This is a genomic window from Pantoea sp. alder81 (genome assembly GCF_020179835.1).
In the GTDB taxonomy this organism is placed as follows: Bacteria; Pseudomonadota; Gammaproteobacteria; order Enterobacterales; family Enterobacteriaceae; genus Pantoea.
In genome coordinates this window covers 381,829-393,445 of the sequence record NZ_JAIUDA010000002.1, presented here as the reverse complement: position 1 = coordinate 393,445, position 11,617 = coordinate 381,829, and the positions used below count along the sequence as shown (strand labels likewise).

General features: G+C 56.8%; 10 protein-coding genes. 9 read left to right on the top strand and 1 reads right to left on the bottom strand.

The window, feature by feature from the left end; genetic code table 11:
• The first annotated feature begins 17 nt into the window (after positions 1–17).
• The 4 genes from phnC to phnE (LBW88_RS06785) all read left to right on the top strand — a co-directional run bounded on the left by phnC (position 18) and on the right by phnE (LBW88_RS06785) (position 3,805).
• The gene (phnC, locus tag LBW88_RS06800; protein ID WP_224931476.1) at positions 18–848 is read left to right on the top strand and encodes a phosphonate ABC transporter ATP-binding protein; all 831 of its coding nucleotides are present in this window, start codon (positions 18–20) and stop codon (positions 846–848) included.
• A gap of 26 nt (positions 849–874) precedes the next feature.
• Entirely contained in the window at positions 875–1,801 is a 927-nt protein-coding gene (phnD, locus tag LBW88_RS06795; protein WP_224931477.1) for a phosphonate ABC transporter substrate-binding protein, read from the top strand.
• A gap of 259 nt (positions 1,802–2,060) precedes the next feature.
• On the top strand, positions 2,061–2,924 hold the full coding sequence (phnE, locus tag LBW88_RS06790) for a phosphonate ABC transporter, permease protein PhnE (RefSeq protein WP_224931478.1): 864 nt from the start codon (positions 2,061–2,063) through the stop codon (positions 2,922–2,924).
• Positions 2,921–3,805 carry a phosphonate ABC transporter, permease protein PhnE gene (gene phnE / locus LBW88_RS06785; RefSeq protein ID WP_224931479.1) on the top strand — a complete coding sequence of 295 codons (885 nt, stop codon included), beginning with the start codon at positions 2,921–2,923 and terminating at the stop codon, positions 3,803–3,805. The genes phnE (LBW88_RS06790) and phnE (LBW88_RS06785) overlap by 4 nt, the downstream gene beginning before the upstream one ends.
• Here phnE (LBW88_RS06785) and LBW88_RS06780 read toward each other — a convergent pair.
• Positions 3,759–6,344, bottom strand: coding sequence for an ATP-binding protein (locus tag LBW88_RS06780; RefSeq protein WP_224931481.1), 2,586 nt, complete (start codon positions 6,342–6,344; stop codon positions 3,759–3,761). The genes phnE (LBW88_RS06785) and LBW88_RS06780 overlap by 47 nt on opposite strands.
• Positions 6,345–6,489: 145 nt before the next feature.
• On the opposite strand from LBW88_RS06780, the gene LBW88_RS06775 reads away from it, so the two are divergent.
• The 5 genes from LBW88_RS06775 to LBW88_RS06755 all read left to right on the top strand — a co-directional run bounded on the left by LBW88_RS06775 (position 6,490) and on the right by LBW88_RS06755 (position 11,616).
• Complete coding sequence (locus tag LBW88_RS06775; RefSeq protein ID WP_224931483.1) at positions 6,490–7,995, top strand: sugar ABC transporter ATP-binding protein; 1,506 nt, start codon at positions 6,490–6,492, stop codon at positions 7,993–7,995.
• A gap of 10 nt (positions 7,996–8,005) precedes the next feature.
• Positions 8,006–8,989, top strand: a complete 984-nt coding sequence (locus LBW88_RS06770; protein ID WP_224931485.1) for an ABC transporter permease subunit — start codon at positions 8,006–8,008, stop codon at positions 8,987–8,989.
• An 81-nt stretch (positions 8,990–9,070) separates the two neighbouring features.
• Positions 9,071–10,009: an ABC transporter substrate-binding protein gene (locus LBW88_RS06765; protein WP_224931487.1), complete on the top strand. Its 939-nt coding sequence runs from the start codon at positions 9,071–9,073 to the stop codon at positions 10,007–10,009.
• Between the two features lie 51 nt (positions 10,010–10,060).
• Positions 10,061–10,744 (top strand): D-lyxose/D-mannose family sugar isomerase, encoded by a 684-nt coding sequence (locus LBW88_RS06760; RefSeq protein ID WP_224931489.1) that lies wholly within the window; start codon positions 10,061–10,063, stop codon positions 10,742–10,744.
• A gap of 11 nt (positions 10,745–10,755) precedes the next feature.
• Positions 10,756–11,616 (top strand): ketose 1,6-bisphosphate aldolase, encoded by an 861-nt coding sequence (locus LBW88_RS06755; RefSeq protein WP_224931491.1) that lies wholly within the window; start codon positions 10,756–10,758, stop codon positions 11,614–11,616.
• Position 11,617: the final 1 nt, after the last annotated feature.

The following is an 11,617-nucleotide window of genomic DNA, read 5'->3' as shown; positions in this document are numbered from 1 at the left end:
AGAGACTGGAGTGCACCATGGCACAGGCATTACTGAAAACCGTTATCGATAATCCTTACGTCCCACACGCTGGACAGGGCAACAAGGTGCTGTCGGTACAGGGGCTGTGCAAGGCATACGGTGAAAACCGTGTACTGGATAATGTCAGCTTCGATCTGCATGCGGGCGAGCTGGTGGCCGTGATTGGTCGCTCAGGCGCAGGCAAATCGACACTGCTACATATGCTGAACGGCACTATCAGTGCTTCACAAGGCGCGATTCTCAGCAACCATGCGGGCGAAGTCGATCGTGATGTGGTGACGCTCAACAGCCGCCAGATGCGCGAGTGGCGCAGCGAATGCGGCATGATCTTCCAGGACTTCTGCCTGGTGCCGCGCCTCGATGTGCTGACCAACGTACTGCTGGGTCGTTTGAGCCAAACCTCGACGCTGAAATCCTTCTTCAAAGTGTTCTCTGAAGCGGACCGCGCAAGGGCGATTGAGCTGCTGCAGTGGATGAACATGCTGCCTCAGGCGCTGCAGCGTGCGGAGAACCTGTCAGGCGGACAGATGCAGCGCGTGGCGATTTGCCGTGCGTTGATGCAAAACCCGCGCATTCTGCTGGCGGACGAGCCGGTGGCTTCACTCGATCCTAAAAACACCAAGCGCATCATGGATGTGCTGCGCCAGGTCAGCGAGCAGGGCATCAGTGTGATGGTGAACCTGCACTCGATTGAACTGGTGAAACAGTATTGCACCCGCGTGATCGGTATTCAGCGTGGCAAAGTGCTGTTTGACGGAAACCCTTCTCAGTTGACCGACGGCTTGCTGCACGAGCTGTACGGCGACGAAATTAACCAGCTCCACTAACTCCCACGGCAAGAGAAAAACGACGAATGAAACTGACCTCTTTAGCTTTATTGACTGTTGCAATGACTTTTGGCGTTAACGCAGCGGATGCACCAAAAGAATTGAACCTCGGGATTTTGGGTGGACAGAACGCCACTCAGCAGATCGGCGATAACCAGTGCGTGAAAGATTTCTTCGACAAAGAGCTGAATGTCGATACCAAAATGCGCAACTCGTCTGATTACTCAGGCGTGATTCAGGGTCTGCTGGGTAACAAAATTGATATGGTGCTGAGCATGTCTCCGGCATCTTACGCTTCAGTCTATCTGCAGAACCCGAAAGCCGTAGACATCGTCGGTATCGTGGTGGATGACAAAGACGGTTCACAGGGTTACCACTCTGTAGTGATCGTAAAAGCAGACAGCCCGTACAAAAAGCTGGAAGACCTGAAAGGCAAATCATTCGGTATGGCCGATCCAGATTCAACTTCTGGCTTCCTGATGCCAAACCAGGCGTTCAAGAAAGAGTTCGGCGGCACAGTTGACGACAAGTACAACAACACCTTCTCTAGCGTGACCTTCTCTGGCGGCCACGAGCAGGACATCCTTGGCGTGTTGAACGGTCAGTTCGAAGGCGCAGTGACCTGGACCTCGTTGATCGGTGATTATGACAAGGGTTACACCTCAGGTGCCTTTGGCCGCATGATGCGTATGGACCAGCCTGACCTGATGAAGAAAATTCGCATCATCTGGCAGTCTCCGCTGATCCCGAATGGCCCAATTCTGGTGAGCAATAACCTGCCCGCTGACTTCAAGCAGAAGCTGGTGGCGGCGATCAAGAAGTTGGATAAAGAAGACCACAGCTGCTTTATTAAAGCGGTAGGCGGAGCCCAGCATATCGGCCCAGCCACCGTAGCTGATTATCAGAACATCATTGATATGAAACGTGATCTGATGAAAGGTTCGCGCGGTTAATTTAGCTGGGTGCGGTTATCGGCAGCGGTGCGCATAAATGCGCACCCTACAGGATAACGCTCCCCGTAGGGTCGCCATTTATGGCGACCTGGCCAAATATCGCACCGGTTTGATGACGTCATTTATGGCGACCTGGCCAAATATCGCACCGGTTTGATGACGTCATTTATGGCGACCCGGCCAAATATCGCACCCGGTTGATGACGCCATTTATGGCGACCTGATTCATCCCCGCACCCTCGACCACAGGACATCCCCCTTGACCGATTTCGAACACTACTACCAACGCATTCGCCGCCAGCAAAAGCGCGATACTGTGCTCTGGTCGCTGCTGTTGGTGGCGCTCTATCTCGCTGCGGGCAAGATGGCGGAATTTAACCTGGTTACCGTCTGGCAATCACTGCCACACTTTTTCGATTACATCGGCGAAACCGTGCCGGTGTTGCATCTGCCAGTGCTGTTTTCCGATGTGAAAACCGAGGGCTCGCTGGCTTACTGGGGCTACCGCCTGCATTTCCAGCTGCCGCTGATCTGGGAAACCTTACAGCTGGCGCTGTCGTCGACCATTGTGGCGGTGATGGTGGCTGGAGTTCTGGCGTTTTTCGCCGCCGACAATACCCAAACGCCGCGCAGCGTGCGCATGGCGATTCGCGCCTTCGTTGCATTCCTGCGCACCATGCCGGAGCTGGCGTGGGCGGTGATGTTCGTGATGGCGTTTGGCATCGGAGCCATTCCCGGCTTCCTCGCGCTGGCACTGCACACGGTGGGCAGCCTGACCAAACTGTTTTATGAATCGATTGAAAGCGCCTCGGACAAACCGGTGCGCGGCCTTGCGGCGTGCGGTGCCAGCAAACTGCAGCGCATGCGTTTTGCCTTCTGGCCGCAGGTGAAACCGACGTTTCTCTCCTACAGCTTTATGCGCCTTGAAGTGAATTTCCGCTCTTCTACCATCCTCGGATTAGTGGGGGCGGGCGGCATCGGCCAGGAGCTGATGACCAATATCAAACTGGATCGCTATGATCAGGTCAGCATGACGCTGCTGTTGATTATCGTAGTGGTGTCGCTGCTGGATACGGTCTCAGGCTGGTTGCGCCGCCGTGTGGTAGAAGGAAATGTAAGATGATTGCATTAGCGCCGGATGTGGCGAAGCTGAAGCAGGAACATCCTGCTCTGTTCGCTGCGCAAAACCGTTATCTGCGCCGCGTGGCTATCGTGGCCCTTGCCGTGGTGCTCTATTACCTGTTCTTCTTTGAGTTTTTTGGCATTGAGTGGAGTCGGTTCCTGATAGGCTGCCAGCAGCTGGGCCGTTACTTCCTGCGCATGTTTGTGTGGCAAGACTTTATGAACTGGCCATTTGGTTACTACTTCTCCCAGATTGGCATCACGCTGGCGATTGTGTTTGCCGGTACGCTGACCGCTTCTCTGATTGCGTTGCCGGTCTCCTTCCTTGCTGCCCGCAACGTGATGCACGATCCGATTGCCCGACCCATCTCCCTGTTGGTTCGTCGTCTGCTGGATATTATGCGCGGTGTTGATATGGCCATTTGGGGCCTGATCTTTGTGCGTGCCGTTGGCATGGGACCGCTGGCGGGTGTGCTGGCTATCGTGGTGCAGGATGTGGGATTACTGGGCAAACTGTATGCGGAAGGGCATGAAGCCGTGGAGCGTTCACCCAGCCGTGGATTAGGTGCCGTGGGAGCCAACAGTCTGCAGAAACATCGTTTCGGCATCTTTACTCAATCGTTTCCGACCTTCCTGGCGTTGAGCCTGTACCAGATCGAGTCCAATACACGCTCGGCAGCGGTGCTTGGTTTCGTCGGCGCGGGTGGCGTCGGACTGGTTTATGCTGAAAACATGCGCCTGTGGAACTGGGATGTGGTGATGTTCCTGACCATCCTTCTGGTCGGTGTGGTGATGATCATGGATGTCATCTCCAGCAAACTGCGTAAACGCTACATCACGGGGAAACCGTTGCCGCTGTGGCAGCCTGCCGTGCGCGACTGAGCCGTTCACTGCGTTGCCAGGCGCGCTCGAGCGCTTGCGCCAACTGCGCCTGTTGCCAGGGTTTTGCCAGCCGTTCGCACAGCGGCAAAGTGACCTGGCTCTGGCGCAAATCCTGACCGCTGATCAGCAGTGTGGCCAGTTCTGGCCACTGCTGCTGTGCCTGGCGAATCACATCCGCGCCGTTTAATGCGCCGGGCAACATCAAATCACTGATCAGCAACTCGATATCTGGCGTCTGCCGCAGCAGCGTAAGTGCGGACTCGCCATCGCCGCACTCTAAGGTGAGATAGCCGAGTTGATGCAGATGCTCACATAATGTTTGTCTGACAGCGGGTTCATCATCCAGCACCAACACCAACCGGTCGTTGCTGGCACCCGGCGTAAACTCGGGAAGAGTCGGCGCGGGCTGGACCGCTTCCGGTGCGCGCGGCAGCAGCAGGCGTACGGTAGTGCCCTGACCGGGAGCGGTTTCCACCTCGATCTGACCACCGGATTGACGCACAAATCCATACACCATCGACAACCCAAGCCCGCTGCCGCTGCCGGTCTCTTTGGTGGTAAAAAATGGCTCAAACACCTGTTCACGCACCTCGGCCGACATGCCGCATCCGTGATCGATGACTTCAATGGTCACACGATCGCGCTTGCCATCCGCCCCCTGCATACGCTGGTTCCAGATGCGCAGGCGAATTTCACCGCTTTGCTTTTCCATCGCATCGCGCGCGTTGACCACCAGATTCATCAGGGCATTTTCCAGTTGCCCGGCATCGATCCACGCCGGCCAGCCGGGCCGTTGCGCATCAACCACCAGATGCTGGCCGGGTAGCAGCGAGTGCTGCAACAGTGAGTGCAGGTTATCGACCAGCTCAACCACCGATACCGCTCGCGGATAAAGTGCCTGTTTGCGCGAGAAAGCCAGCAGCCGCTGGGTCAGCTGTGCCGCACGGTCTGCTGCAAGACGCGCCCGCTCGATACGGCTGGCCAGCGAACCGGAGGGGAGTTGGCCCACGGTGAGTGCCAGACTGCCAATAATGACGGCCAGCAGATTGTTAAAGTCGTGGGCGATACCGCCGGTGAGTTGGCCCACGGCTTTCATTTTTTGGCTGTGCAGTAGCGCTTCTTCCAGCGCTTTACGCGTGGTGCGCTCCAGTACGGTATTGACCATGCCACGGCGCGGCACCGGGCTGAAACGTAACTCCAGCGTGCGACCGTCGGGCAGGCGAACTTCCTGCGCATCGTGCAGGCTGGTGAGTTGCACATCCATCCGCTCTAACAGACGTTGATAATGCAGGCCGCGATGCAGATCGCGCGCCGGAATGCCAAGTAACTCAGCATATTGCGCGTTCCACACCACCAGTTGCCCACTGTTATCGAACAGCGCAAAGCCATCACGCATCGCGAGGAAAGTGGATTCCAGCTGGTTGCTTTTCTCTTTTAGCAGGCGGGAGGTGTGGGCCAGTGAAGCGGTATTGCGCGCAAAGACGTTGAAAGCCCGCGCCAAATCACCCAACTCATCACGCCGGGATAATCCCGGCACATTGACGCTTTTCTCACCCTGGGCGAGACGCGTCATGGCGTGGGCGATAGCGGTCAGGCTGGAACCCAGGTTGCGATAGATGTAATAACCCGCGTAACCGGTGATCAGCAGTGCCAGCAGCATAAACAGACCAATAAAACCGATGATGGAGTCCAGTTCCTGATGCGTGGCGGTACTGCGCGCATCGCTCTGCTGCGCGACGAGTTGCACATAATGAGTGATATTGCTGTTGAGCATAGCAACCAGCGCTTTGATGCGATAGGTCGCGTAGGCAATCGCGATATCGCTCTGCTCCAGTTGTTCAGCAACCGGCTGCAGGCTGCGCGTCGTCTCCACCAATCGGTCACGCTGCATTGCCAGCGCATCCTGTAACGGCAAGGCGGACCAGATCGGCAGTACCTGCTGTAATTGCTGTTCAGCGGCTTGCGGTGCAGTGGATTGGATCGCCACCTTTAACAGGGCATCCGTTTGCTGGCGCAGCGGCATGAAAGCGCCGTCGCTGGCGAGCACATCAATGCGATTCAGCAGTAATTGCGCCTGCCACAGGCCGCTCAGCATCACGTTGCGCTGTAAATGGCGCTGATGGCCAACGCGTAACAGCTGATTGATGCTCTGCTCCAGCATCTGGCTGCGTTCACGAATGCGCGCCAGCAGTTCAGGTTGCTGTGCGGCCAGGGGCGCGTTTGCCAGCAGGGATAAGGATTGTTGTAACGCTTGCTGCGTCTGCTGCAGGCGTGCCGACTCACTCTGATACTCCAGCGCACCCACTACCTGCGCCAGCCGCACGGCGGCAGTGGCCACATTGGCCGTATCCCGCGCCAGCGCGAGGCTACCGTTCATATCGGCCAGGGTTTGCGCCTGTGCCTGCTCCTGAATGTGACCGGCGTGGCGAAATCCAAAAATAGCCACCAGGCTCACTGCCAGCGTGACACTCACCACTAATAGGTTAAACAGCAGCAGGCGACCCCGCGCGCCAGCGTGCCAGTGCAGACTCTGACTCATAACGGCCACTCCTTACCTCTCAATTCCCGGCGAGTATAAAAGCGTGACCGGGGCGCAATATGACAAATATGAATGGCCGCTGACATTTTCCATTTATCTGGTGTTGCAACACTCGGCGACAACTTCAGACAGCAGGAGCCTGGCGATGGCGGCGACACCGATATTAGAAATGCGCGAAATCACCCGACGCTTTGGCAGTTTCTACGCGTTAAAGGGCGTGGATCTGACCGTGTGGCCAGGTGAAGTCCATGCGCTGATGGGCGAAAACGGTGCCGGGAAAAGTACGCTGATGAAGATTCTGGCCGGCGCTTATACCGCCAGCAGCGGGGAAATTCTTATCGACGGTAAACCCTACGCCATCAAGGGCCCAAAAGAGGCGCTGGCGGCAGGCATCACGCTGATTTATCAGGAAATCAATCTGGCCCCCAATCTCACCGTAGCAGAGAACATTTTTCTCGGCAGTGAGATTACCCGTGGCGGACTGGTGAAACGGCGGCAGATGGCGGAAGAGGCACAGCAGGTTATTAACCGTCTGGGTGCCCAATTCAGTGCCAACGATCTGGTGAGCAAACTCAGTATCGCTGAACAGCAGCAGGTGGAGATCGCCCGCGCGCTGCATCGCAACAGCCGCATCCTGGTGATGGACGAACCCACGGCGGCACTCTCCAATCGCGAAACCGAACAGCTGTTTGCGCTGATTAAACGCCTGCGCAGTGAAGGCATGGCCATTATCTATATCAGCCATCGCATGGCGGAAGTGTATGAGCTCTCCGATCGCGTCAGCGTATTACGTGATGGGCAGTATGTTGGCAGCCTGACGCGCGACCAACTCAATGCCACCGAACTGGTGCGCACGATGGTCGGGCGTCCGCTGAGCGATTTGTTCAACAAAGACCGCAACATTCCCTTTGGTGAGATCCGCCTCGCCGTCAATCACCTGACCGATAACCGCAAAGTGCATCCCAGCAGTCTGGCAGTGCGCGCCGGAGAAATTGTCGGGCTGGCGGGTTTGGTCGGTGCCGGACGCAGTGAGCTGGCGCAGCTGATTTTTGGCGTGCATCAGCCCAGGGGCGGCGAAATCTGGATAGATGGCGAGAAAGTCAAAATCCATTCACCGCGTGATGCCATAGCACGTGGCATTGGCTTCCTCACCGAGAACCGTAAAGAGCAGGGGCTGTTTCTTGAGATGGCAGCGCAGGAAAACATCGTGATGGCGACGCTGGAACGCGATGCCAGTTACGGTCTGCTTAATCGGCGCAAAGGGCAGAAGATTGCCGGCGATGCCATTGAATCACTCAACATTCGTGTGCCGCACGCCCAGGTACGGGCCGGCGGGCTATCGGGCGGTAATCAACAGAAACTGCTGATCTCACGCTGGGTGGCGATTGCACCGCGCATTTTGCTGCTGGATGAGCCCACGCGCGGCGTGGATGTCGGTGCCAAGAGTGAAATCTACCGCATGATGAATCAGATGGCGCAACAGGGCGTGGCGATTTTGATGATCTCCAGCGAACTGCCGGAGGTGGTCGGGATGAGTGACCGCGTGTACGTGATGCGCGAGGGCAGTATTGCCGGAGAGCTGAGCGGCGCAGAGATCAGCCAGGAAAACATAATGACACTGGCCACCGGCGCACAGCCGGTACAGGCCTGAGGAGACCGCAATGACCAGTGAAACTGCACGCGTAAAAAGTCCTACGCTCAAACGCGCCTTGATGAGCGATCTGCTGCAAACGGTGGGCATTCTGCCAATTTTGATCCTGATTGTGGCGGTGTTTGGCTTTGTTGCGCCGAACTTCTTTACCGAAGGAAATCTACTGAACATCACCCGTCAGGCGTCAATCAACATTGTGCTGGCGGCGGGTATGACCTTCGTGATCCTCACCGGCGGGATCGACCTGTCAGTAGGATCGATGCTGGGTACCACAGCGGTGGTGGCGATGGTGGTATCGCTGGATCCGGCTTTTGCCAGCTTAACCATTCCGGCAGCGCTGGGTGCGGGTCTGATTATGGGGCTGTTCAACGGCATTCTGGTGGCGGGGGCCGGTTTGCCGCCGTTTATCGTCACGCTCGGTACCTATACCGCATTGCGCGGTGCGGCGTATCTGCTGGCAGATGGCACCACGGTGATTAACTCTGACATCAATTTCGAGTGGATCGGTAATGGCTATCTCGGGTCAGTGCCCTGGTTGATCATCATTGCCTTTGCGGTGATAGCTTTGTGCTGGTTCATTCTGCGCCGCACCACACTGGGTGTGCACATCTACGCCGTAGGCGGCAATGTGCAGGCCGCGCGCCTCACCGGGATCAAGGTCGGCATGGTGCTGGTGTTTGTCTATGCCATGAGCGGCATGTTGTCGGGACTGGGCGGATTGATGAGTGCCTCACGTCTCTATAGCGCCAACGGTAACCTGGGTGTGGGATACGAGTTGGATGCGATAGCCGCGGTGATTTTGGGCGGTACCAGCTTTGTGGGGGGTATCGGCACCATCACCGGGACGCTGATTGGTGCGCTCATTATCGCCACGCTGAATAACGGCATGACGCTGATGGGCGTTTCTTACTTCTGGCAGTTGGTCATCAAGGGCGCAGTGATCATTATCGCTGTGCTCATCGATAAGTACCGCACACGTCATCACGTGGGTTAAGGGTGTATTTGCAACAGGCTGTCATACCACGGCGATCTGCTGGGTCGCCAACATAATCATAAAAGCAGGAGAACATCGACTATGCGTTTTAATCCGATTATTACCGGACTGCTGGCGGCGACGTTGTTGAGTGCGCCACTGGTGCAGGCCAAAGAGTTGAAATCCATTGGTGTCACCGTCGGCGATCTCGCCAACCCGTTCTTCGTGCAGATCACCAAAGGGGCAGAGCTGAAGGCGCGGGAACTGGCGGGCGATAAGGTCAACGTGACGCTGGTCTCCAGCGGATACGATCTTGGTCAGCAGGTGGCGCAGATTGATAACTTTATCGCCGCCAAAGTGGACATGATTATCCTCAACGCTGCCGACTCCAAAGGTATCGCACCCGCGGTGAAACGTGCGCGTGATGCGGGCATCGTGGTGGTGGCTGTCGACGTGGCGGCTGACGGTGCTAATGCCACCATTACTTCCGATAACACCCAGGCAGGCGCCATGGCCTGTAAATACATCTCTGACCGTCTGAAAAACAAAGGCAACGTGGTGATCATCAACGGACCACCGGTGTCAGCGGTGCAAAACCGTGTTGAAGGCTGCATGACCGAGCTGAAAACCCATCCTGATATCAAGCTGCTCTCCTATAACCAGAACGCCAAGGGCAGCCGTGATGGTGGCCTGGAAGTGATGACCGGACTGCTGTCAGCCAATCCGAAAATCGATGCGGTGTTTGCGATTAACGATCCTACTGCGATTGGCGCCGATCTGGCCGCTAAGCAGGCCCAGCGCAGTGAGTTCTTTATTGTCGGCGTCGATGGATCGCCAGACGGCGAAGAAGCGCTGAAGCGTAAAGGTTCGCTGTTCGTTGCCACCCCAGCGCAAGACCCGCAGGTGATGGCGGCAAAAGCGGTAGAGATTGGCTACGACATCCTGCAGGGCAAACCGGCGCCTGACAAACCGGTGCTGATCCCGGTCACCATGATCGATCGTAATACCGTCAGCAACTACAAAGGCTGGACGGTGAAATAAGGTTGGTTTCTTGAGGCGGTCTCTGGGCCGCCCGCATTGGGAGAGGGAGTTATGCATCGATCCGAAGTGAACGCCATTCTGCAACTCACCCGCGAATTCTTTATGCGTCAGGACGTGCATCTGCCGCCCTGGGCCGACTATGGCCTCAGCCAGTGGCGTGCGCTGGACAAACAGAGCGCGGAAGAGCTGCTGGCGCTGCATCTGGGCTGGGATGTCACCAGTTTCGGCGCTGATGATTTCTCTCAGACCGGCTTAACCCTGTTTACCCTGCGCAACGGCTCGCGTGGTGGGCAGCCGTGGGGAAAACCTTACGCTGAGAAAATCATGCACGTGCGCGAGGGGCAGGTAACGCCGATGCACTACCATCCACAAAAGATGGAAGACATCATCAATCGCGGCGGCGGAAATCTGATCGTCACGCTGCATAACCGCGCGGGCGACCGGCTTGATGACTCACCGGTAAATGTCACTTTAGATGGCATCCGCCAGACTCATGCGGCGGGATCGCAACTGCGTCTGTCGCCTGGTGAAAGCGTCACCTTGCTGCCCGGTATCTGGCACAGCTTCTGGGGCGAAGAGGGCTATGGCGATGTGCTGGTTGGCGAAGTCTCGATGCCCAACGATGACGAGCACGACAACGTGTTTCTTACTCCGCTGGCGCGCTTCAATCCGATTGATGAGGATGAAGATCCGCGCTGGCTATTGTGTAACGAATATCACCGCTGGCTGGCATAAAGGAGTTCACGATGGCACTGATTTCTCTGGCGCAGGGCCTGGCCCATGCGCAGCAGCACCAATACGCACTCGGCGCATTTAACGTGCTGGATACCCATTTCCTGCGTGCGCTGTTCCAGGCGGCTGAGCAACAGCGCTCACCGTTTATTATCAACATCGCGGAAGTGCATTTTAAGTATGTCAGTCTGGAACATCTGATTGCGGCGGTTCGCACTGAAGCGGCACTGCACGATATTCCGGTAGTGCTCAATCTCGACCATGGTTTGCATTTTGAAGCGGTGATGCAGGCGATACGCCTCGGGTTCACTTCGGTGATGTTTGACGGATCGACCCTCAGCTACGAGGAGAATGTGCGGCAGACGCGCGAAGTGGTGAAAATGTGCCATGCGATCGGCGTGTCGGTGGAGGCGGAACTCGGTGCGGTAGGCGGCGACGAGGGTGGGGCGCTGTTTGGTGAGGCTGATAGCAATAAGTTTACCGATCCTGCTCTGGCGGCGGAGTTTGTTCAGTCAACGGGGATCGATTGTCTGGCCGTGGCCATCGGCAACGCGCACGGCAAATATAAAGGAGAGCCGAAACTCGACTTTGATCGTCTGGCGGCAATTCGCGCGGCGGCAGGCATACCTCTGGTGCTGCATGGCGGTTCAGGGATCAGTGATGCCGATTTCCGCCACGCGATTAGTCTGGGCATCCATAAGATCAATTTCTACACCGGCATGTCGCAAGCCGCTCTGGGCGCGATCGAAAAGCAAATTACTCAGCGTGATGCCCGCTACGACTCCTTTGCCGAACTGTTGATGGCGGTAGAACAGGATATTGCCAATGTAGTGGCACAGCAGATGCAGGTGTTTGGCAGCGCCGGGAGGGCCTGAC

Bases quoted from the DNA above. Each gene is read 5' to 3' on its own strand.
- phnC (WP_224931476.1), top strand. From the start codon at position 18: ATGGCACAGGCATTACTGAAAACCGTTATCGATAATCCTTACGTCCCA.
- phnD (WP_224931477.1), top strand. From the start codon at position 875: ATGAAACTGACCTCTTTAGCTTTATTGACTGTTGCAATGACTTTTGGC.
- phnE (WP_224931479.1), top strand. From the start codon at position 2,921: ATGATTGCATTAGCGCCGGATGTGGCGAAGCTGAAGCAGGAACATCCT.
- LBW88_RS06780 (WP_224931481.1), bottom strand. From the start codon at position 6,344: ATGAGTCAGAGTCTGCACTGGCACGCTGGCGCGCGGGGTCGCCTGCTG.
- LBW88_RS06775 (WP_224931483.1), top strand. From the start codon at position 6,490: ATGGCGGCGACACCGATATTAGAAATGCGCGAAATCACCCGACGCTTT.
- LBW88_RS06770 (WP_224931485.1), top strand. From the start codon at position 8,006: ATGACCAGTGAAACTGCACGCGTAAAAAGTCCTACGCTCAAACGCGCC.
- LBW88_RS06765 (WP_224931487.1), top strand. From the start codon at position 9,071: ATGCGTTTTAATCCGATTATTACCGGACTGCTGGCGGCGACGTTGTTG.
- LBW88_RS06760 (WP_224931489.1), top strand. From the start codon at position 10,061: ATGCATCGATCCGAAGTGAACGCCATTCTGCAACTCACCCGCGAATTC.
- LBW88_RS06755 (WP_224931491.1), top strand. From the start codon at position 10,756: ATGGCACTGATTTCTCTGGCGCAGGGCCTGGCCCATGCGCAGCAGCAC.